23 protein-coding genes and 6 tRNA genes are annotated in these 21,011 nt (G+C 57.8%); 17 read left to right on the plus strand and 12 right to left on the minus strand.

The features are described 5' to 3' along the window. Positions 1-10: 10 nt before the first annotated feature. The 3 genes from G5171_RS02770 to G5171_RS02780 all read left to right on the plus strand — a co-directional run bounded on the left by G5171_RS02770 (position 11) and on the right by G5171_RS02780 (position 1,009). Positions 11-475 carry a MarR family winged helix-turn-helix transcriptional regulator gene (locus G5171_RS02770; RefSeq protein WP_005345795.1) on the plus strand — a complete coding sequence of 155 codons (465 nt, stop codon included), beginning with the start codon at positions 11-13 and terminating at the stop codon, positions 473-475. A gap of 2 nt (positions 476-477) precedes the next feature. Further along, positions 478-666, plus strand: coding sequence for a DUF4250 domain-containing protein (locus tag G5171_RS02775; protein ID WP_204383253.1), 189 nt, complete (start codon positions 478-480; stop codon positions 664-666). A gap of 163 nt (positions 667-829) precedes the next feature. After that, the gene (locus G5171_RS02780; protein ID WP_005336860.1) at positions 830-1,009 is read left to right on the plus strand and encodes a hypothetical protein; all 180 of its coding nucleotides are present in this window, start codon (positions 830-832) and stop codon (positions 1,007-1,009) included. A 168-nt stretch (positions 1,010-1,177) separates the two neighbouring features. Here G5171_RS02780 and G5171_RS02785 read toward each other — a convergent pair whose 3' ends face one another. Then, on the minus strand, positions 1,178-1,765 hold the full coding sequence (locus G5171_RS02785; RefSeq protein ID WP_421259790.1) for an FMN-dependent NADH-azoreductase: 588 nt from the start codon (positions 1,763-1,765) through the stop codon (positions 1,178-1,180). Positions 1,766-1,990: 225 nt separating this feature from the next. On the opposite strand from G5171_RS02785, the gene G5171_RS02790 reads away from it, so the two are divergent. The 4 genes from G5171_RS02790 to G5171_RS02805 all read left to right on the plus strand — a co-directional run bounded on the left by G5171_RS02790 (position 1,991) and on the right by G5171_RS02805 (position 5,409). Then, positions 1,991-2,881 (plus strand): DMT family transporter, encoded by an 891-nt coding sequence (locus G5171_RS02790; protein ID WP_164461759.1) that lies wholly within the window; start codon positions 1,991-1,993, stop codon positions 2,879-2,881. A gap of 85 nt (positions 2,882-2,966) precedes the next feature. Continuing rightward, on the plus strand, positions 2,967-4,145 hold the full coding sequence (gene purT, locus G5171_RS02795) for a formate-dependent phosphoribosylglycinamide formyltransferase (RefSeq protein WP_421259791.1): 1,179 nt from the start codon (positions 2,967-2,969) through the stop codon (positions 4,143-4,145). A gap of 126 nt (positions 4,146-4,271) precedes the next feature. Next, positions 4,272-4,931 carry a hexitol phosphatase HxpB gene (gene hxpB, locus G5171_RS02800; RefSeq protein ID WP_047440653.1) on the plus strand — a complete coding sequence of 220 codons (660 nt, stop codon included), beginning with the start codon at positions 4,272-4,274 and terminating at the stop codon, positions 4,929-4,931. 274 nt (positions 4,932-5,205) lie between these two features. Then, entirely contained in the window at positions 5,206-5,409 is a 204-nt protein-coding gene (locus tag G5171_RS02805) for a CPXCG motif-containing cysteine-rich protein (protein ID WP_005336871.1), read from the plus strand. 174 nt (positions 5,410-5,583) lie between these two features. Here G5171_RS02805 and G5171_RS02810 read toward each other — a convergent pair whose 3' ends face one another. Beyond that, a complete protein-coding gene (locus G5171_RS02810) occupies positions 5,584-6,201 on the minus strand; it encodes a riboflavin synthase subunit alpha (protein ID WP_128835639.1) in 618 nt (205 codons plus the stop codon). A gap of 132 nt (positions 6,202-6,333) precedes the next feature. Here G5171_RS02810 and G5171_RS02815 point away from each other — a divergent pair, with 132 nt between their 5' ends. The 7 genes from G5171_RS02815 to G5171_RS02845 all read left to right on the plus strand — a co-directional run bounded on the left by G5171_RS02815 (position 6,334) and on the right by G5171_RS02845 (position 8,716). After that, a complete protein-coding gene (locus tag G5171_RS02815) occupies positions 6,334-6,540 on the plus strand; it encodes a YaeP family protein (protein ID WP_421259792.1) in 207 nt (68 codons plus the stop codon). A gap of 149 nt (positions 6,541-6,689) precedes the next feature. Beyond that, positions 6,690-8,069 (plus strand): MATE family efflux transporter, encoded by a 1,380-nt coding sequence (locus G5171_RS02820; protein WP_421250054.1) that lies wholly within the window; start codon positions 6,690-6,692, stop codon positions 8,067-8,069. A gap of 159 nt (positions 8,070-8,228) precedes the next feature. Then, positions 8,229-8,305: transfer RNA gene (locus tag G5171_RS02825), tRNA-Val, on the plus strand. 13 nt (positions 8,306-8,318) lie between these two features. Next, a tRNA-Val gene (locus G5171_RS02830) sits at positions 8,319-8,395 on the plus strand. 18 nt (positions 8,396-8,413) lie between these two features. Then, positions 8,414-8,490: transfer RNA gene (locus G5171_RS02835), tRNA-Val, on the plus strand. 34 nt (positions 8,491-8,524) lie between these two features. Then, positions 8,525-8,601 (plus strand) — tRNA-Val (locus G5171_RS02840). A 38-nt stretch (positions 8,602-8,639) separates the two neighbouring features. Next, positions 8,640-8,716: transfer RNA gene (locus G5171_RS02845), tRNA-Val, on the plus strand. A 162-nt stretch (positions 8,717-8,878) separates the two neighbouring features. On the opposite strand, the gene G5171_RS02850 is transcribed toward G5171_RS02845, so the two are convergent. The 6 genes from G5171_RS02850 to fadR all read right to left on the minus strand — a co-directional run bounded on the left by G5171_RS02850 (position 8,879) and on the right by fadR (position 14,391). Next, on the minus strand, positions 8,879-10,714 hold the full coding sequence (locus tag G5171_RS02850) for a sigma 54-interacting transcriptional regulator (RefSeq protein ID WP_421259793.1): 1,836 nt from the start codon (positions 10,712-10,714) through the stop codon (positions 8,879-8,881). Positions 10,715-10,997: 283 nt separating this feature from the next. Continuing rightward, positions 10,998-11,462, minus strand: coding sequence for a hypothetical protein (locus G5171_RS02855; protein WP_201973168.1), 465 nt, complete (start codon positions 11,460-11,462; stop codon positions 10,998-11,000). A 172-nt stretch (positions 11,463-11,634) separates the two neighbouring features. Beyond that, positions 11,635-12,513 (minus strand): AEC family transporter, encoded by an 879-nt coding sequence (locus G5171_RS02860; RefSeq protein WP_421259794.1) that lies wholly within the window; start codon positions 12,511-12,513, stop codon positions 11,635-11,637. A 12-nt stretch (positions 12,514-12,525) separates the two neighbouring features. Then, positions 12,526-13,083: a YaeQ family protein gene (locus G5171_RS02865; protein ID WP_005336887.1), complete on the minus strand. Its 558-nt coding sequence runs from the start codon at positions 13,081-13,083 to the stop codon at positions 12,526-12,528. Positions 13,084-13,271: 188 nt separating this feature from the next. After that, the gene (locus tag G5171_RS02870; RefSeq protein ID WP_005345965.1) at positions 13,272-13,412 is read right to left on the minus strand and encodes a TIGR02808 family protein; all 141 of its coding nucleotides are present in this window, start codon (positions 13,410-13,412) and stop codon (positions 13,272-13,274) included. A 265-nt stretch (positions 13,413-13,677) separates the two neighbouring features. Continuing rightward, entirely contained in the window at positions 13,678-14,391 is a 714-nt protein-coding gene (gene fadR, locus G5171_RS02875) for a fatty acid metabolism transcriptional regulator FadR (protein ID WP_026034983.1), read from the minus strand. A 333-nt stretch (positions 14,392-14,724) separates the two neighbouring features. Between fadR and nhaB the strand changes: the two genes are divergently transcribed. Both nhaB and dsbB read left to right on the plus strand, forming a co-directional pair. After that, positions 14,725-16,305 (plus strand): sodium/proton antiporter NhaB, encoded by a 1,581-nt coding sequence (gene nhaB / locus G5171_RS02880; RefSeq protein ID WP_216962989.1) that lies wholly within the window; start codon positions 14,725-14,727, stop codon positions 16,303-16,305. Between the two features lie 98 nt (positions 16,306-16,403). Beyond that, on the plus strand, positions 16,404-16,925 hold the full coding sequence (gene dsbB, locus G5171_RS02885) for a disulfide bond formation protein DsbB (protein WP_005336895.1): 522 nt from the start codon (positions 16,404-16,406) through the stop codon (positions 16,923-16,925). A gap of 78 nt (positions 16,926-17,003) precedes the next feature. Here dsbB and G5171_RS02890 read toward each other — a convergent pair whose 3' ends face one another. The 3 genes from G5171_RS02890 to uvrB all read right to left on the minus strand — a co-directional run bounded on the left by G5171_RS02890 (position 17,004) and on the right by uvrB (position 20,097). Next, on the minus strand, positions 17,004-17,651 hold the full coding sequence (locus tag G5171_RS02890; protein WP_040069761.1) for a DedA family protein: 648 nt from the start codon (positions 17,649-17,651) through the stop codon (positions 17,004-17,006). A 179-nt stretch (positions 17,652-17,830) separates the two neighbouring features. Then, a complete protein-coding gene (locus G5171_RS02895; protein WP_421250049.1) occupies positions 17,831-18,088 on the minus strand; it encodes a YkvA family protein in 258 nt (85 codons plus the stop codon). Beyond that, positions 18,085-20,097 (minus strand): excinuclease ABC subunit UvrB, encoded by a 2,013-nt coding sequence (gene uvrB, locus G5171_RS02900; RefSeq protein ID WP_421259795.1) that lies wholly within the window; start codon positions 20,095-20,097, stop codon positions 18,085-18,087. Before uvrB ends, G5171_RS02895 begins: the two co-directional genes overlap by 4 nt. A 133-nt stretch (positions 20,098-20,230) precedes the next feature. On the opposite strand from uvrB, the gene G5171_RS02905 reads away from it, so the two are divergent. Continuing rightward, positions 20,231-20,306, plus strand: a tRNA-Asn gene (locus G5171_RS02905). A gap of 138 nt (positions 20,307-20,444) precedes the next feature. On the opposite strand, the gene G5171_RS02910 is transcribed toward G5171_RS02905, so the two are convergent. Continuing rightward, positions 20,445-20,942, minus strand: coding sequence for a hypothetical protein (locus G5171_RS02910; RefSeq protein ID WP_216978859.1), 498 nt, complete (start codon positions 20,940-20,942; stop codon positions 20,445-20,447). Between the last annotated feature and the right edge of the window lie 69 nt (positions 20,943-21,011).

Consider the following 21,011-nt stretch of genomic DNA (forward strand, 5'->3'; position numbering starts at 1 on the left):
AGGGTGTAATATGTCAAAAATCATAGCGTTACTCGCTCACTACCCGCCCTATCAGTTGGTACATGCCGCCGAGATGCTACGGGATACCTTCGAACAGTTTTATGAACAGCGTTACCAGCTGACCGTGCCGCAATGGCGCCTGATGATGGTGCTCGGCCCCAACTACCCCATCAGCCAGAAAGAGCTGGTCGAGGCGAGCGGCATGGACAAGGTGCGCATCTCCCGCGAGATCCGCCGTCTGGTCGAAAAAGGGATCATCTTCACCGAGAGCAGCGAGCAGGACAAACGCATCAGCCTGGTCTCCCTCACCAATGCCGGCCAGGCACTCTTCCTGCAGCTCAAGAGCGAAGCTGGCAGCTGGCAACATACCCTGACCGACTATCTGCCGAGCGAATCCCGCGAGGCGATCCGCCAGCATCTGCACAGCGTCAGCGCCGCCATCGAGCAGCTGCAATCACTGGATCGGGAGAAATAATCATGGATTTGAAAAAGTTCGCCACCATGGATATCAACATGCTGTTGAGCGTCGTCAATATGCAGCTGCGTGATCACTATGACGACCTGGATGATCTCTGCAAGGCGCAGGAGATCGATCAAGCAGCACTGGAAGCGCGGCTCGCCAGCGGCGATTTTCACTACCAGCCGGCGCAGAAACAGTTCAGATAAAGAGAGCTAGCGGGATCGGGATCACAGCGCCAGTGATGGCGCTGGCTCTGCGGTAAAAACCTGATATGGTCTGAAGAGCCCCAACAGGGTGATGCACGGATACATCACCCTGTCACAAGAGGGCATTAAAATCGTTTCAGGTGAGCAAACCAAGGATGACCCCATGATACTGATGACCCGACAGAGCCTGTTGATCACGCTCTGCACCCTGTTGATGATCAGCCTCTTCACGCCCCACTTGCCGCAAAGTACCGAACAGTGGCTGACCACCCTCTTGCTTGGCCTGCTGGTCGCGGTGGCACTGCTGCTGGTGCGCGGTTGTCGCCGCTTTATGATGGAGTAGTGACTCCGCCAGAGCGTCCATACCGACCGCTTGCCGCGATACTCTCTGTAGCAGCAACGTCTGTCACAATCATATCGAGCCAAAAAACAAACGCAGCCTGATGGCTGCGTTCTTGTATCTGGTGGGGCAACCCCTTGAAGAGATAACCCCTGACGGGATAGAGAGCCCTTAAATAGCCAGAGCCTCAAGCTGCGCTTTAGCCGCTTCCATCCCCTTGCTCTGGGCATCCGGGCCCATCCCCATCCCTTCGGCGTAGATGAAATCCACCTCTTTGATACCGATGAAACCTAGCACGGTACGCATGTAGGGAGTGACCAGATCGGTGACGCGACCAACGTGCATGCCGCCGCGAGGGCTGATCACCAGCGCACGGGTATTTTCAACCAGACCGACCGGACCGGTCTCGGTATAGCGGAAGGTGACGCCGGCACGGGCAACCAGATCGATCCAGTTCTTCAGCTGGGTCGGGATGTTGAAGTTGTACATGGGGGCCGCAATCACCACCAAGTCGCTCGCTTTGAGTTCGGCGATCAGCTCGTCGGACTGGGCGATCACCGCCAGTTGACGCTCATTGAGGTTGTCACCACCGCGCAGGCCGGAGGCCAGCTCGCCATCCAGCACCGGCAGGTTGAGGGCAGCCAAATCACGCACGGTGACGGCATCATCCTGATGATCAGCCAGGAAGCCGTCGATCAGGGCGTTGGATTGGGAATATTGACCCAGGATGCTGGATTTGAGTACGAGGATATTGGCCATGGTGAAACTCCATTTGGTTGTCGGTTGAACAGCTGCGCTGTCGATAGAGGTCACTCTAAACATTGTGCTTATTTGCTGATAGCGAAAATAGATGCTCAACTTGTTCAAATTTTTTGATGAAAGGCCACTTCCTCGCCAGCCAGCCCTGCGGCCGTGCTTCAACCCTTGGCAGAACAAACGATTGCCGTTATGATCCGCCGCACTTTTTCCAGCGACCAGGATCCCATGATACCCTCGCGCAGGCACTCTCCTTTGGCCGGTGCAGTCTGGATGATGGTGGCAGGACTCTGCTTCGCCGCCGTCAACAGCCTAAGCCAGTATGTCAGCTTCAAACTCGGCCTCCCATCGACCCAGGTCGCTTTCCATCAATACCTGATCGCCCTGATCTGCCTGCTGCCCTGGCTAGTTCGTCATGGCCTGCGCCAATCCCTGATGACCAATCAGTTCCGGTTGCACCTGTTGCGGGTATTGTTGGCAGTGATCGGCATCCAGCTCTGGCTCTGGGCACTGGCGTACCCCGTCCCCATCTGGCAGGGGATCGCCCTGCTGATGACCTCACCGCTGTTTGCCACCCTGGGCTCCGCCCTGCTGCTCAAGGAGCAGGTGAGCCACGCCCGCATTCTGGCCACCCTGGCGGGCTTTGCCGGCGCCATGCTGATCCTCGCCCCCTGGACTGACGAATTCAACTGGGCCTCCCTGCTGCCGGTGGCAGCGGCGCTGTTCTGGGCCGGCTACTCCCTGATGGTGCGCTATCAGGCGGCCAACGAATCATCCCACACCATAGTGGTGTATCTGCTTATTTTCAGTACCCCGTTCAACGTCATGCTGGCCCTGCCGGAGTGGCAGTGGCCAAGCGAGAGCCAGTGGCTGCTGGTAGCCGCCTCCGGCGTGCTGACGGCACTGGCCCAGATGTCCATCGCCCGCGCTTACAGCGTGGCGGAGGCCTCCTTCGTACAACCTTTCGATTTTGCCAAGCTGCCGATGAACGTGCTGGCGGGCTGGCTGGTATTTGGCTGGGCGCCCCCCGGCCGTCTGTGGCTTGGCGCCGCCATCATCATTGGCGCCATTACCTTGCTGACCCATCTGGAGCAGCGCGCTCACAAACCCGTTTCCTGAGGTACGCCATGCGTGCCTCTTTTTTTGTCCGCTATTCGTGCGATAGCGATCATCAACAATGACCATCGACATCAGGAGAGATCGTATGTTTGGAACCGCAACCCGCCCCGGCGCCACCCGTGCCCTGCTGCTGGGCTCCGGCGAACTTGGCAAGGAGGTCGCCATCGAGTTGCAACGCTTCGGGATCGAAGTGATCGCCGCCGACCGCTACCCCAATGCCCCCGCCATGCAGGTGGCCCACGCAGCCCACGTGCTGGATATGCTCGATGGCAACGCCCTGCGTGCCCTGGTTGCCGAGGTTAAACCCGACCTCATCATCCCCGAGATTGAAGCGATTGCCACCGATACCCTGGCTGCCCTTGAGCAAGAAGGGGTCAAGGTAGTGCCCAACGCCCGCGCTACCCAGCTCACCATGAACCGGGAAGGGATCCGCCGCCTCGCCGCCGAGACCCTGGGTCTGCCCACCTCACCCTACCGCTTTGCCCAAAGCAAAGAGGAGTTTGTCGCCGCCGTCGAGGCTATCGGCCTGCCCTGCGTGGTGAAACCTGTGATGAGCTCGTCCGGCAAGGGACAGAGCGTACTGCGCGATCTCGCCAAGATCGATGAGAGCTGGACCTACGCCCAGGAGGGTGGCCGCGCCGGCCGTGGCAAGGTGATCGTCGAGGGCTTCGTTCCCTTCGAGTACGAAATCACCCTGCTCACGGTACGCGCCGTCGATGGCATTCACTTCTGCGACCCTATCGGCCACCGTCAGGAAGATGGCGACTACCGCGAATCCTGGCAGCCACAGGCGATGAGTGAACTGGCGCTGGCCCGCTCCAAAGCCGTGGCGGCCAAGGTGGTCGAGGCCCTCGGTGGTTACGGCCTATTCGGGGTCGAACTCTTCATCAAGGGGGATGAGCTGTGGTTCAGCGAAGTCTCGCCGCGTCCTCACGATACCGGCATGGTGACCCTGATCTCGCAGGATCTCTCCGAGTTCGCCCTGCACGTGCGCGCCATTCTGGGGCTGCCGGTCGGCACCATCACCCAGTATGGGCCGAGCGCTTCCGCCGTGGTACTGCGCGAAGGGCACAGCCCGGACATCCGCTATCAGGGAATTGGTGAGGCATTGGCGCTGGTGCCGGGCGCCCAGCTGCGGCTGTTTGGCAAGCCGGAGATCGCCGGTCGTCGCCGTCTTGGCGTGGCGCTGGCCCGCGCAGCGGATTGCCAGGATGCGGTGGAAAAAGCCAAAGCCGTGGCCGCCAAGGTCGAAGTACTGTTCTAAGGGCTTTTTTGCCACAGCAAAACAAACGTTTGCCGATGTGATCGGGCGCAAGGGGCATGGCAATGCCCCTTTTGCATTTCCCCGTCAGGCTTATAATCCCCTCTTCAAATTTGTCAGGAGTACAAGATGTTAGCTGCCGTGATCTTCGATATGGATGGTGTTCTGATTGACTCGGAACCCTTTTGGCAACGGGCCCAGATCGCCGTTTTCTCCGAACTGGGTCACCCCCACACCGTCGAGGATTGTGAATCGACCATCGGCGTGCGCATCGATCAGCTGGTCGCCCACTGGTATCGCCTGCGCCCGTGGAGCGGCCCAACTCAGGAAGAGGTAGTACAGCGCATTCTGGATCGGGTCAACGCCCTGATCCTCTCCGAAGGTCAGGCCAAAGCCGGTGTGCTGGAGGCGCTCGACCTTATCGAAGCCCGCGGCCTGAAAGTGGGTCTGGCCACCTCTTCCCCCTTTGCGATGGTAGAAGCGGTGCTCGGCAAACTCGGCATTCGCGATCGCTTTATGGCGGTTCACTCCGCTGAAGTAGAGCGTTTCGGCAAACCGCACCCGGATGTCTACATCCACGCCGCCGAAAAGCTGGGGGTGGAACCGGTACACTGTCTGGCCATCGAAGATAGCTTTACCGGTCTGCTGGCAGCCAAGGCGGCCTCCATGACCGCGCTGATCGTGCCGGATCCGGCTTTAGTGGGTGACCCACGTTTGGCCATCGCCAACTACCAGCTAAGCTCGCTGGCCGAACTCAATGCCGACATGTTGGCCAGCTGGGTCAAGTAGCGCCTATCGGCGCCTTGTTGCGCTCGCGTCCTCATACCCGCAGGGGGCTTCAGCCCCCTGTTATTGCCAGACAAAACCGTTGGCAATCCCTCCTCTTTTCACTCGTCATTCACAACCAGATTGTTCCTCTCGCACACGACCAGTCCAACCGGTTGCACCTTGCCATCCCTCAGGCTTGATCTCTGTCATAAACGTGCGTTTGCTCGCGGTTAACCCCCTGCAGCCCGACTAGAATCAGGGTAGATAGGCGGCCCCAGGGCCCGAGGAGGTTATCATGATCGAGTACACCAGCAAGCGCATCGTCTGCCCCCACTGCGGCCACCATACCCGGGTCGAGCTGGATGCCAGCCAGGGTGATCAGGAGTTTTACGAAGATTGCATGGCCTGTTGCAATCCGATCCACCTGCGGCTTCACCGCGACGAAGCCCGCGACTGTTTGCAGTTGTTTGTGGATGCAGACGACGAGCAACTGTTTTGATTGCGAGTCACAAAAGGCCGAGCAGCTGTTTTGCCTGCAAGTCGCAAAGAGTTGAGCAGATGTTGTGACTGCGAGTAATGGAAAGTTGAGTGGATATTTTCACCATGTAAATAACAAGGGCCTGCACACTGCAGGCTCTTGCTTATGAGGCGATTGAAACCGAGCCGTTTCCTTTCAGTGACCCCCGCGCGCCGCCAGCACCCGCTCCACGGTATCGACGATGGCCTGGGTCTGGGGATCGATCTCGATATTGGTCTGCCAACCCGCCTTGACCCAACCCAGGTTGGTGCGAGCCAGGGTCTCGGGGATCAGGTGAACGCAGAACTCCCGCTCACGCACCTCACCGATGGTCAGGCTGATGCCGTCGATGCCGATATACCCCTTGGTCAGCACATATTTCATCAGCTCGGGGGCGAGGCGATACCACACCTGACGGTTGTTGGGTGTATCGATCACCGAGGTAACCTCCGCCATGCCGATGATATGGCCAGACATGGCATGACCGCCGATCTCGTCGCCAAAGCGGGCAGCCCGCTCCACATTGACCTTGTTCCCCACCTGCAACAAGCCTAGGTTGGTGAGGCGCAGGGTCTCCTGCATCAGATCGAAGCTGACCAGATCCCCCTCGACCCGGGTGACGGTCAAACAGCAGCCGTTGTGAGCCACCGAGGCGCCGAGGGCCAGCCCTTCCCCCCACGCCGGGCTTGGCATGCGGATCACATGGGTACGGAAGTTGGGTTGCTCCTCGATGGCCACCAGTTCGGCGGTCCCCTGCACTATGCCAGTGAACATCTCTCGTCTCCTGCTACGGCAAAAAGGGCAGGTTAACCTCGGGCAGAGGGTGAGACAAGGGTACAGGCTGACAAGCTTGCGCCCGATCGCTATAGTGACGCCGTTCACATCCGGGTAAACAAGGAAAAAGAAATGCAGGTATATCAATGTTGTGAAGCGATCCGCATCGCCTATAACCAGATTGGCTCCGGCGATCAGGGCTATGTGCCAAACGCCATCGCCGCTACTATCCGCGCCCTCAACGCGGTCGCCGCCGATGAGCGGGTGCCCGCCGAGCTGCGCGAGCAGGCTGCCTATGCCGCTGCCAACCTGCTGATCAGCGATCACGAAGACGCCTGATCCTGCCCCTCGGGGCGGCAACTATTTCGTCCTGGCTGAATTTCAGGCTAGAATGCCTCCCCCACCCTTTGCACTTTCGTCCGAAAGTGCAAAGGCTCTTCCCGATTTCCGCTCTTTTTTACTCTTATCTGATCCACTCGGAGGTGTCAGTGCAACGTTATTGGTCCGAGGCGAAGCAGCTCGTCCGTCTAGCCAGCCCCATTCTGGTCGCCCAGGTGGCCCAGGTCGCCATGAACTTCGTCGATACCGTGATGGCGGGACAGGTGAGTGCGGTCGATCTGGCCGCCGTGTCGGTGGCCTCCAGCTTCTGGCTACCGGTGATCCTGCTGGTGCAGGGGATCATCATGGCGCTCACCCCCATCGTCTCCCAGCTCAATGGTGCCCGTAAACGCGAAGCCATTCGCCCGGCCGTTCATCAGGGCTTCTGGCTGGCACTGATCGTCACCCCGCTGGCGATGATTGCGCTTTATTACAGCCCGCTGGCGTTGCAGTTCATGGATGTGGAACCTGTGATGGCCGCCAAGACCACGGGCTATCTGCATGCCATCCTGTGGGGTCTTCCCGCGTTCGTGCTGTTCCAGGTGCTGCGCAACTTCAGTGAGGGGCTCTCCCACACCATGCCTACCATGGTGATCGGCTTTGTCGGGCTGGCGGTCAATATTCCCGCCAACTACATCTTCATTCACGGCCACTTCGGCATGCCGAAACTAGGCGGGGTGGGTTGTGGCGTGGCCACGGCCATCGTGCTGTGGGCCATGCTGCTGGCGATGATCCTCTATGTGAAGCTCTCCCGTCACTTCACCGAGATCCGGCTTTTCTCCCAGCTGGCTCGCCCCAACGGCAGCAGGATCTGGCGCCTGTTTCGCTTGGGCTTCCCCATCGCCATGGCGATCTTCTGCGAGGTGACCCTGTTTACCGTGGTAGCCCTGATGCTGGCCCCCTTCGGCGCTGAAACGGTGGCGAGCCACCAGATTGCGCTGAACTTCTCCAGCCTGGTCTTTATGCTACCCCTCTCCATCGGGGTGGGTGTCACCATCCGGGTCGGCCACAGCATAGGTGAAGGGCAGCCCCATCATGCCCGGGTAGCGGCTCGCACCGGTTTGATGCTGGGGATGGCCATCGCCGCTGCTACTGCCGCCATGACGGTGCTGCTGCGCGAACAGATCGCCTCCATCTATACCGATGATCAGCAGGTGATCGTCCTGGCGGCCATTTTGCTGTTCTTCGCCGCCATCTATCAGATCTCCGACTCGGTACAGGTGATCGCGGCCGCCGCACTACGCGGTTACAAGGATACCCAGGCGATCTTCTACGTCACCATCGTCGCCTACTGGGGACTGGGGCTGCCCACCGGCATGATCCTGGGTCTGACCGACTGGCTGGTGCCGCGGATGGGGCCGCAGGGCTTCTGGATCGGCTTTATCGTCGGCCTCACCAGTGCGGCCCTGATGCTGGGGGCGAGATTGCGCTATATCTACGGCCGTTTTGCCACTCCGGAAGCCTGCACCACCCTGTCGCGATCTCAGTAACAGGGCTTGGCGAGCGACAACTCGCCTGCAAAATCAACAGGCTGCGCAAGAACTGGGCAAACAGTCTCCTTTGTGCATATGGCCTGTTGACAGCCTTGGGGGGCATGGGTAGTATGCCGACCACGTCAGCAGCGCTGGCGTAGTGAAGTAAGAGAAAGTGGGTTTATAGCTCAGTTGGTTAGAGCACTACCTTGACATGGTAGGGGTCGTTGGTTCGAATCCAATTAAACCCACCACTTTTTCTGTGATGCGTCCTTAGCTCAGCTGGTTAGAGCACCACCTTGACATGGTGGGGGTCGGTGGTTCGAATCCACTAGGACGCACCATTACAGAATACTGATTATGCGTCCTTAGCTCAGCTGGTTAGAGCATCACCTTGACATGGTGGGGGTCGGTGGTTCGAATCCACTAGGACGCACCATTCAGTTTCAAAACTTTGCAGATATTCCAGATGTGGGTTTATAGCTCAGTTGGTTAGAGCACTACCTTGACATGGTAGGGGTCGTTGGTTCGAATCCAATTAAACCCACCACTTCTGCATAAAGAAATAAAAGTCGCATTGCGCACCCTGCGTCCTTAGCTCAGCTGGTTAGAGCATCACCTTGACATGGTGGGGGTCGGTGGTTCGAATCCACTAGGACGCACCAGATTAAAAAAGCCCGCTCGTCGAGCGGGCTTTTTGCATTCTGTCCGCCCCCCTTCCCCGCCAATCCGTTCAGCACTGTTCGGCAATGGCGCAAAGCCTTGTTCCCATAAAAAACCCGTGTCATCCGATAAACGACACGGGCCAGATCGATGCCGCCAGCGCCTCAGCTCTGCACGGCAATCTCGTACTTCTTTATCTTGCGATAGAGGGTGGCAATCCCAATCCCCAGCGCCTGTGCGGCCAGTTTCTTGTTGCCGAGCCGCTGCAGGGTCTCTTCTATCATCTGTTTCTCCATGCTCTCAAGGCCGCTCTCACCCGGAACGGGTTCAGGCAGCTTCTCCGGCGTGGCGGCGAGCGGAGCGGTAGCAGGTACATTGAACGCCGCATCCAGATTGGTCACCGGGATCGACTGGGCCGCCACGCGATGGGGCTCCTGATTGCGGATGATGTTGGGGGGCAGCAGGCTGGCGTCAATCACCTCGCCCGCCTGGCTGACGTTGACCAGATATTCGATGAGGTTGCTGAGCTCGCGCACGTTGCCCGGCCAGCGATACCCCTTGAGCAACGCCATCACCTCGGGCGCCAAACCGGGATAGACGATGCCAATGCGGCTGGTGTGCAGGTTGAGGAAGTAGTGGGTCAGCAGCTCCACGTCCCCTTCCCGCTCCCGCAGCGGCGGCAGGTTGAGGGGGATGACGTTGATGCGATAGTAGAGATCTTCACGAAACTTCCCTTCGGCGATGTATTGATCGAGATGCTGGTGAGTGGCGGCGATGATGCGAATATCCACCGGCACCGGTCGGCTGGCTCCGATGGGGGTCACCTCCCGCAGCTCCAGCACCCGTAGCAGCTTGGCCTGCATGGTAAGCGGCATGTCGCCAATTTCGTCAAGGAACAGGGTGCCCTGATGGGCCGCCTGAATCAGGCCCTGCTTGCCACCGCTGGAAGCGCCGGTAAAGGAGCCCTTCACATAGCCAAACAGCTCGCTCTCCAGCAGTTGTTCGGGAATGGCGGCACAGTTGATGGCGATGAAAGGCTTATCCTGTCGCGGACTCAGGCGATGGACGGCGCGGGCCACCACCTCTTTACCGGTGCCGCTCTCGCCGCAAATCAGCACGCTGGAGGGACTCAGGGCGATGCGATGCAGCAGTCGTTTGAGGGTGCGCATCGGCTTGCTCTCGCCGATCAGCTGATCGATCCGCACATCCGGATCCGGCTCCTGAACCAGACCGGAGTGGGACTGATGAAACGCCATCAGAAAAAGCTGCTGGCCCTGCACATGGTGCAGCTGGCCGATGATCAGCTCCTGACGTCCTTCAAAGGTGATGATGTGCTGAAGATGACCGCTCAGCCCCTGTTGGGAGAAGGTGAGCGGGCGGATCCCCACTTCGCGCCCCTGCAGTTGTGCCTGCTGGCAACCCAGATGATGGAGCGCCGCCTCGTTGGCGTAGAGCAGTTGGCTCTTCTCATCGAGCAGCAGGCAGCCCTGATCCATGTTGGTCATCAGATTGAGGAACACCTTGTTGACCCCGTCCGACAACCCGCGCGAATCGAGCAACTTGGCCACAAAGATGGTAGAGATGTGGCGCACATAGTCACACACATCTTGCAGATTGTTGTTGAGGCGCGCCTGCTGCTCGTCGCTGAAGGCTACCAGACTGATCACCCCGATACAGCGCTCGTCCACCATGATGGGCACCCCGAGGAAGGCGCGCTCACGACAGCTCTCCTTGCAGGTACAGCCGTCACACACGGGATCATCGCTGGTGTGGGTAACGATCTTCTCCCGCTGGTTATCAATCACATAGCGCAGCAGGCGGGAATCCCCCTCCAGCTGACGTCCGAAGAACTTGCCATAGGGCCCGGTGCCAGCCACCCGAACCATATCGGCATCCACAATCTCGACCTCAAGCTGCAGCACACTCGCCAGCATCTTGGCAAAGCGCAAGATGGTCGGCTGGATCTGCATCAATAGACACTGGTTGCTCACGGATCTCATCCATCATTCCTTTTTGTTCTTGTTATCCTCCCCCTAAAGGGAGTCATGCTGGCCAGATACTAAGGGATATCAGGGGGAACTACTTCGGGGGGGATCACGAAAAGGGAAAATGATCAGCATCCTCCGCGACTTCAGAGGTACAGATAAAATTCAATAAAAACATAAAGATGAAAACACATACAGCAAGATAAACCACTTGGGTCAGCCAAGCCTGCTGATCTGCGGACGCCATCGATGGATCATGCTGAATGTGGGGAAAACAACCTCTGATATGGCATTTGGTTCACGCGCCGCGTACCTGTTTCAGGACTTGGCACTCATGGTCGAAATCCGCTTTATCTTGCGGCTGAATGTAACTTTGCCAGCGGGCAAACAGCTCGGCCGTCGGATAACGATGCAGACGAATACCGGTGCGATAGAGTTTGGGAAAGAGTGGGTCTGGCTGGGATCTCACGACCAGACCTCGCAGCATCTCGCCAGAGGGAATGGCAATCACCAGCTCATCCCCCTCTTTCAACCTTATGGCCCCCAGGATGCCGATGCCGCCGATGGCTATGTCGCGCACTACTACATAGGGCACCGGGTTGAGCAACTCCAGAAACCAGTTGCGACGGCGACATTCTGCCTTGTAACCACCGCCACTGAGGATAAAACGGCGGTGTCTGCGCCAGTCATAACCGGTAGGCAATGCCGGGTCATAGCGCGATTTGGCCTGCCCCACAGGATCAGATTGCTCACTTGTGCCCATCCGGTTTCCCTCACTGGCATTGGTTAAACAGTGTCAGTCAGCTCTTTTCAACTATAGCTGTCGCCGTTAGGCCCGGGGCTCAGGGTTGGATAGGGGGACGACAGATGTATCACGAGGCAATGATGCGGTACGAACCGTTTCCACGAGAAGAGCCGCAGCGATGCAATCTGACTTAGCCAGGCAGATGAAGTGCCAGCCAGACCGCTAGCGGGATCACCAGCACAGAGAGGGCATTGCCGCCGAGCACGATACTGGCCACCTTGTCCGGCTGGCAGTGATACTGTTCGCAGAGCATGTAATTCAAGACCGCAGGGGGCAAGGAAACCGACAACATCAACAGCGGGATCCACTCCGTCTTGAGCGGCAACAGCCAGATCGCCAGCAGCAGCGACAATCCCCCCGCCAGCAGATAGAGCAGGTTGCACTTGAGCGCGAGGCCAAGGTGATCGAGCTCCCCCTCCATCAGGCGAATACCCAGCGCAAAGAGCATCAGGGGCACCGAGATCTGGCCAAGCAGCGAGGCCGTGGTCACCACATATTCCGGCAGCGTAATGTGCAGGTTAGCCACCAGCAAACCGGCCAGCGCGGACCACAGCACAGGGCTGCGCAGCCACAGCCAGCGGGAGGTATTGGCCGAGAGGATAAACATACCGACCGAGAAGTGCAGCAGATTGGAGAGCACAAAAAGGATCACAATGGCCCCCAGTTGCTGCTCGCCGAATGCCAGCACCATCAAGGGGATACCGAGATTGCCGGTATTTCGGAACATGGCGGGCAAGATCAGGGCTGCCCGCTCAATCCCTTTGAGTTTGAGCAGTGCGAGCAGCAGACCGGGTAACAGAATAACCAGCGCCCCCGCAGCAATCAGCGGCATATGCTCCGCCAGCGGATACTTGACCAGCGCGGAGAAGACCAGCGCCGGGGTAAACAGCTCGATATTGGCCCGATTGACGTAACCGAGCGCGGCCCCCGGTCGCAATCGCCCGTAGAGGGCGCCGAGCCCGACCACACCGAACACCGGAATGACGATATTGAGCAAGGCGCTGAACATGGGCGGCGTCCGTTACAGTTCGCGGGCCGGTTTGCCCATCAGCACCACCGGATCCAGCGTCACTTCCAGTGCGCCGTTACTTACCCAGAGCTGACCATCGGAGATAGTGCAGGTGAGCTGCATGGTGCGCTCGACCATGGCGGTGAGCGGCAGAGTCTGGCTGTCGGAGAGTTCGATGATGCTGAGGTTGTCATGCTGGCTCAGCTTGCCCTGGTTCTGCTTCCACCAGACGCTGGTGCCACGACCGCCGTAGAGGTAGAGCACCACCTGACGGGCGCGGTTGCAGGCTTTTTTGAGCCGTTTTTCATCGGGTTGGCCCAGCTCGATCCAGAGCTCTATTTCGTCCGAGTAGTTCTTGCACCAGAGCTCGGGTTCATCATCGGCGCTCAATCCCTTGGTGAATTCCAGTCGCTCGGCGGCGTGCCAGGCAAAAGCCGCCAGCCGGATCATCATCCGCTCATCGGTTTCGGAGGGGTGGCGCGCCAGCGTGAGGGAGAAATCCTGATACAGATTGCGATCCATATCAGACAAACTGATCTGGGCCTTGAATACGGTTGCCTTGAGAGCCATAGAAAACCTTGAACACCTGATAAGAGAAGGGTGAGTGGGAAATACGGGCGCCAGTGTAATCAAAATCGGCGGCAGGTTCGACCATCCTGACCAAAGATTTCCCCTTCCCTGCCGGTATAAGTGCTTTAAAAAACACAAAAAACAAATGCCAGTCCGAAGACTGGCATTTGGCGGCATGGAGAAGCGACTCACTTCTCGGCGGACTGTACCCCGAACGCGTTCAGCAGCATGCAACAGGTCACTGCCACCGCCACGAATCCGCTCAGAAAGATAAAGGGCATGGCCCCGTATCCCAGTACTGTCCAGATGGTGTGTTCAAGAAGACTCATTGTTGTGTCCTTCATCCGGTGAAAGGTGTGTTCCTTCTGGCGGATATTGGCTCCGCTCTTGATGCCTCCATTTGACCTCAATCAGCGGTTGGGTCCTATGCCACCAAAGTGATAAATGCAGGGTTCATTTGCGCTGGATCAAGCTTTTTGACCAAATATCCATGCAGTTCAAGCAATTACCACCGCAAATAAAGGATAGACACAAACACGGCAGGATAAAAAAACGCGCCGGATGGCGCGTTTCTTGGACAGCACAGGCAAGGGATCAGTTATCGCACAGATCGCTTGGCATGTCCTGACGCAGACGGGTCCACAGCTTGCCGGACTCGATACCGTACTGACGCACCGTCATGAACACGGCTTCGTGGTTCTTGGTCTCCGCCAGATTGAGCAGGGTCTTGTAGTAGGCATCTGCGGTCTCGCGGGCCTGCTTGTCGGAGAAGTAGTAGCTGCCGACTCTGCTGTACAACCCTTTGAAACCGTTCAGGATCAGGGCGTAGATCGGATTGCCGGAAGCAAACGCCAGCTGGTGGTGCAGGCGATAATCGAACTCGGCATAAGCCTGTGCGTTGTTCTCGACCCCATCTGCGCCACGCAGGATCTCGGCGGCCTGTTCCGGATTGTGACGGATCGCCCCGCGGATAAAGATGGTGCAGATGTGGGTTCGGGCGGAGAGCAGCTGAGCTATCAGATCAGGTACCTTGTCCTGATCCAGACGAGCCAAGGTCTCCAGAATATTGAGGCCGGAGGTTTCCCAGAAATTGTTCACCTTGGTCGGCTTGCCATGCTGTATGGTCAACCAGCCATCACGGGCCAGTCGCTGCAGCACTTCCCGCAAGGTCGTCCGCGTCACCCCGATCAACTCGGATAATTCACGCTCGGCGGGCAGAATAGATCCGGGAGGAAAGCGATTGTTCCAGATGGACTCGATGATGTATTCCTCGGCAAACCCAGCTGGGCTCTGCGCTTTTATAACCATGAATTGACTCTGTTGTAATGCGTAAAAAGGCTGACGAATGATATCAAAGCGATGATGGCTGGCAAGCATAAGGTCAGTCCTCTGCTCACATATGGCAAATATAGTGTTGGGAATATGTATCTAATCGCCACGAGGGAGCCAGCCAACCCCGACAAGGTGGTTATAAAACAGACACATGGGCAGAGATCCATCGGCTATCATTTATAATCGTCACGCTTTTTGATTAAAATCACGAGGAATCAGACAGATAAAGGCCAACATCCGGAGGCACAGGTCGAATCATCCTTGACTGCATAGAAGCAGATCCTAACAACAAAGTTGAGACCCATTATCATGCCAATAAGCCTAGGGCAGGCATTCGCCAAGAACTTCTTGGGCAATGCACCACAGTGGTATAAAAGCGCCATCTTGCTATTTCTGGTGATCAATCCGATTGCCTTCCACCTTGATCCTTTCATTGCGGGCTGGTTACTGGTCGTTGAGTTTATCTTCACCCTGGCCATGGCCCTCAAGTGCTACCCCCTGCAACCAGGTGGTCTGCTCGCGATCGAAGCCGTGTTGATCGGCATGACCTCCGCCGATCAGGTCAAGCACGAGCTGGTCGCGAATATCGAAGTGCTGCTGTTGCTGGTGTTCATGGTGGCAGGCATCTATTTCATGAAGCAGCTGCTGCTCTATGTCTTCACCAAGCTGCTGATCGGCGTACGTTCCAAGATCCTGCTCTCCCTCTCCTTCTGTCTGGTCTCCGCCTTCCTGTCAGCCTTTCTCGATGCCCTGACCGTGATTGCCGTGGTGATCAGCGTCGCCACCGGCTTTTATGCCATTTATCACAAGGTCTCGTCCGGCAAGGGATTTGGACATGCACATGACCACACCCATGATCAGGAAGTAAAGGAAGACCACTATCAGGCTCTCGAGCAGTTCCGCGCCTTCCTGCGCAGCCTGATGATGCATGCCGCCATCGGTACCGCGCTGGGTGGTGTCTGCACCCTGGTGGGCGAGCCGCAAAACCTCATCATCGGCGAGCAGGCTGGCTGGCACTTTGGCGAGTTTGCCATTCGTATGTCCCCCGTCTCGCTCCCCGTCTTTATTTGCGGTTTGCTTACCTGTGTGCTGGTCGAGAAGATGGGATGGTTCGGTTATGGTGCCAAATTGCCGGAGTCGGTGCGCGCCATCATGGAGGAGTACAACCTGCATGAGAATGCCAAACGCACCCAGCAGGACAAGGCCAAGCTGATGGTACAGGCTCTGATCGCCATCTGGTTAATCGTCGGCCTGGCTCTGCATCTTGCAGCGGTAGGATTGATTGGCCTCTCGGTCATCGTGCTGGCAACCTCGTTCACCGGAATTACCGAAGAGCATGCTCTGGGCAAGGCCTTTGAAGAGGCGCTGCCCTTTACCGCCCTGCTGGCTGTGTTTTTCAGCGTGGTCGCCGTCATCATCGATCAGCAGTTGTTCAAGCCGGTGATCCAGTGGGTTCTTTCGGCGGAACAAGAGCAACAATTGGCGCTTTTCTATGTAGCCAACGGTCTACTCTCCATGGTCAGTGACAACGTCTTTGTCGGCACCGTCTACATCAATGAGGTGAAGACTGCTCTGCTCAACGGTGCCATCGACCGCGCCCAGTTCGATCTGCTGGCGGTAGCCATCAACACAGGTACCAACCTGCCATCGGTCGCCACCCCCAATGGTCAGGCCGCCTTCCTGTTTATGCTCACCTCGGCATTGGCGCCGCTGCTGCGCCTCTCCTATGGCCGCATGGTCTGGATGGCGCTACCCTACACATTGGTGCTGGGGCTGGTCGGCTTTTTCTCTGTCGAATTACTGCTTGGCCCTGCCACCGAATGGTTCTATCAGCACGGATGGCTGGTGATGGAGAGTGCGCTGCCAGCGGTACAGCCAGCGCTGCATTAATCCGTTGCGACGGTTTCCGAGGGCCCTTTCAGGGCCCTTTTCTTTTCTGCCCCGCTCTGCTCTAATTCAGCCACTGTTTTTTCTGAGAGATCAATGAGATGATCGAGTTTCTCCGCCGTATCGCCGCCCATCGGCTGGCTTGGGGTCTGTTGGCAGCATCAGCCCTGTTCCTCGAGTTGTGCGCCCTCTTCTTCCAGCATGTGCTGGGCCTCTCCCCGTGCGTGATGTGTGTTTACGAACGGTTGGCGACCCTGGGTGTGCTGGCCGCCGGTCTGCTCGGCATGGTGGCGCCGGATAAGTGGTATGTTCGCTGGAGTGCCATGTTGCTGTGGGGCTACAGTGCCTTCCGTGGCTTCCAGCTGGCCCTCAAGCATGTGGACTATCAGGTTAACCCCTCCCCATTCAACGTCTGCAGCCCGTTTGCCGACTTCCCGAGCTGGGCTCCGCTCGATCAGTGGCTCCCCTGGCTCTTTATGCCGGAAGGGGATTGTGCCCAGATCACCTGGCAGTTCTTCGGTTACTCCATGCCCCAGTGGCTGGTCGTCATCTTCGCCGCTTACCTGTTGGTCTTCACCGTGGTGGCCATCGGCAATCTGGTGAAAGGGCGTTGCTGCAACTGATCATCATGGCCGTGTGGAGATAAAAAGGGGGAGCCATCATGGCTCCCCCTTTCTCGTTCTGGCTGACCGTATTTCTGGTTACGCCCTGGCAGTGCTCATCTTGGCCTTGACTGCGCCAATTACCATAGGCAACAGGGAGATACCGATGATGCCGAAGATCAGCAGGGTAAAGTTATGACGCACCACCGGCAGATTGCCAAAGAAGTGGCCAGCATAGACGAAGGAGAGTACCCACAGCAGGCCGCCAACCAGGTTGAACGCCAGGAAGCGCGGATAGGTCATGGCCCCCATCCCTGCCACGAACGGCGCAAAGGTACGCACAATTGGCAGGAAGCGGGTGATGATGATGGTCTTGCCACCATGCTTGGCATAGAAGGCGTGGGTCTTCTCCAGATAATCCCGGCGGAAGATTTTGGAGTCCGGGTTGCGGAACAGCTGCTCGCCAAAGAAGTGACCAATGGTGTAGTTGACCACGTTGCCCAGCACGGCAGCGATGATCAGCACGGCCGCCAGGGTATGGACGTCCAGCACGCTGCCCACAGTAAGCGCACCGGCGGCAAACAGCAGGGAGTCACCCGGCAGGAACGGCGTCACTACCAACCCGGTTTCACAGAAGATGATCAGAAACAGGATGGCGTAAACCCAGACGCCATAGTTCTCGAACAGCTCTTTCAAATGCACGTCAACGTGCAGGATAAAGTCGATTGCAAAGAGGATCAGATCCATTTTTTCCATACCCATAAAGTGAACGGCGTGGAGTCTACGCCAATGCCATTCGGGCGACAATCTCTGGGTCAGCCTCTTTTTCATCCTGCTGTGCTCACCTTCAAATGAAACCGTTTTTCCGCTTCCTTCGAGGGTGGGAGCACAAAGAGAGATGCAGAGCGTCGTGTTGAAAAGGGGAACTAGGAGGCCTGTTCCAGATCGCTGCGCACGGCGGGGGGAAGGCAACGCTCCCAACCCCACAGCAACACCAGCAGCAGGGTCACGTCATCGAACCAACCCAGCAAGGGCACCACGTCGGGAACAAGATCCACCGGGCTGATGCCATAGAGCAGGATAAGGATCACCAGGCCCCTTGCCCACCAGGGGGTAGCGGGATGGCGAAAGCCATGATAGAGACGACACAGTCGTTGCCAGACAACCCAGCGTTTGCGGCTCATGACTCGATCAGCTCGCCGCGCAACCGCTGGATCTGATCCCGCAGTGCCGCCGCCTGCTCGAATTCCAGATCTTGCGCATGCTGGAACATCTGCTCCTCCATCCGCTTGATCTCTTTGGCAATCTCGCTGGCAGAGCGGACATGGTACTCCCCTTGCGGTTCGGCGGCCTTGCGACTCCCCTTGCCCACTTTGCCTGCAGTGCGGCTGCCCCCCATGTCCATCACATCCCCCACCGACTTGTTGAGCCCTTTGGGAGTAATGCCGTGCTTGAGGTTGTGGGCATGCTGCAAGGCGCGGCGCCGCTCGGTCTCCTCGATTGCCACCTTCATGGAGTTGGTGATGGTATCGCCGTAGAGGATGACCTTGCCGTTGAGGTTGCGCGCCGCCCGACCGATGGTCTGGATCAGCGAGCGGGTAGAGCGCAGGAAGCCCTCTTTATCCGCATCCAGAATGGCCACCAGCGACACCTCCGGCATATCGAGACCTTCCCGCAACAGGTTGATGCCCACCAGCACATCGAACTTGCCGAGACGCAGATCGCGGATGATCTCCACCCGCTCTACGGTATCGATGTCGGAGTGGAGATAGCGCACCTTGACCCCGTGCTCCGCCAGATATTCGGTCAGATCCTCCGCCATCCGCTTGGTCAACGTAGTGACCAGCACCCGCTCCTCGATGGCAACCCGCTTGCGGATCTCGGAGAGCAGATCGTCAACCTGAGTAGTCACCGGACGCACCTCGATCTCCGGATCGAGCAGGCCGGTGGGGCGCACCACCTGCTGTACCACATCGCCGCCGGACTTCTCCAGCTCGTAGGGGCCGGGAGTCGCCGAGACAAACACTGTCTGCGGCATCAGCGCTTCAAATTCGTCAAACTTGAGTGGCCGGTTGTCGAGCGCCGAGGGGAGCCGAAAGCCGTATTCCACCAGGGTCTCCTTGCGGGAGCGGTCCCCTTTGAACATGGCGCCGATCTGCGGCACCGTGACGTGGGACTCGTCGATGATGAGCAGGCCGTCCCCCGGCAGGTAGTCAAACAGGGTGGGTGGCGGTTCCCCCGGCGCACGGCCGGAAAGGTAGCGGCTGTAGTTCTCGATGCCGGAGCAGTAGCCCAGCTCCTGCATCATCTCCATATCGAACTGGGTGCGCTGGCTGATCCGCTGCTCCTCCACCAGTTTGTTGAGGGACAACAGCTGCACGCGGCGGCTGCGCAGCTCTTCCTTGATATGTTCGATAGCCCCCAGGATAGTCTCTCGCGGGGTGGCATAGTGAGTCTTGGGGTAGATGGTGTAGCGCACCACCGTCTGCTCAATGGCGCCGGTCAGCGGGTCGAACAGGGAGAGCCGCTCCACCTCCTCATCAAACAGCTCTACCCGCAGCGCCAGCTTGTCCGATTCGGCGGGGTAGATGTCGATCACCTCGCCGCGTACCCGGAAGGTACCGCGCTGGAAGGCCATGTCGTTGCGGGTGTACTGCAATTCGGCAAGACGGCGCAGGATATCCCGCTGGTTGATCACATCCCCCACTTTGAGATGCAGCATCATGCTCAGATAAGCTTGGGGATCCCCCAGACCATAGATAGCCGATACCGAGGCGACAATCACCACGTCGCGCCGCTCCAGCAGTGCCTTGGTGGCCGACAATCGCATCTGCTCGATGTGATCGTTGATGGAGGCATCCTTCTCGATGAAGGTGTCGGTGGTCGGCACATAGGCTTCCGGCTGATAGTAGTCGTAGTAGGAGACGAAATACTCCACTGCATTATCCGGGAAGAACTCCTTCATCTCGCCGTAGAGCTGGGCGGCCAGGGTCTTGTTGGGCGCCAGAATCATGGTGGGGCGGTTGAGGGTCGCGATGACATTAGCCATGGTGAAGGTCTTGCCCGAACCGGTCACCCCGAGCAGGGTCTGGTGGGCCAGTCCTGACTCGATGCCGTCGAGCAGTTGGGCAATCGCCGCAGGCTGATCCCCGGCGGGTTTAAACTGGCTGGCTAACTTGAACAATTTGCTCATGAACACTCCCAACACAAAACAGCAGAGGAGCAGTGTAACCGAGGGTTTGGCAGCGGTATACCCGCGCCATCATCCCGCGAATGGCTTGACCACCTCGGACACCTTCTGTATGATGCCCCTCCTTGCATGATGTTCCCCCGTAGTTCAGTCGGTAGAACGGCGGACTGTTAATCCGTATGTCACTGGTTCAAGTCCAGTCGGGGGAGCCAATTCCTCACCATCTCGGTGCAAGTTATCCACTTTAGTGCCCTCTCCTGCCAAATTTAATGCACAAGATCCTTCCTGCTGCCGATGCTCCCTTTTGTTACCCGTTCCGGCTCGACAGAGTTTTCTCCTGTCACACCTAACTATTTGATTTTTATGCAAACATTTTTCTTCCGGTATTTTTTGAACAGCCCTTGCATCCCAGTACTGGCGCGGCTTTGAGGGCGATGAACAAGATTCATAAACAGGGTTATCCACAGATTCTGTGGGTAAGTACAGCAAACCCTGTCAGGACGCGGGATTGCCCGTGATAGCCCCCGACGAAGAGTCATTTTGCTGGCCAACCTGATTTTATGCTGTTTTTTTGCCCCCTCAGGAACAGCGGGGTGATAGGCTCTATTGGCACTTTTCGGAGGTATCTTTTTGCCAACCCTTTCCCCGAGGGCGGGTGAGTAGATATCAACCTGATTTGGCCCTCTGCCAGCAATGACTGCTATCGGTTGAATCTGCTGAAACTGATCCCTGTCGACCGGCTGGACAGCAGAATCTAAAATATCTGCCTGCGCCAAAGAGCTTCGGTAGCGGGCAGCATATTTCACTAATTGACATCGGCAATGGCAGTAAAAATCCCCTGATTTCATTCGCGTGTCTCCCTATCACGCCACCAGCGTCATAAATAGCGCCCAATAACGACCGATTAATCGTCCCTT

The sequence above is a fragment of the Aeromonas sp. 600774 genome, from assembly GCF_049175075.1.
Lineage (GTDB): Bacteria > Pseudomonadota > Gammaproteobacteria > Enterobacterales > Aeromonadaceae > Aeromonas > Aeromonas veronii_A.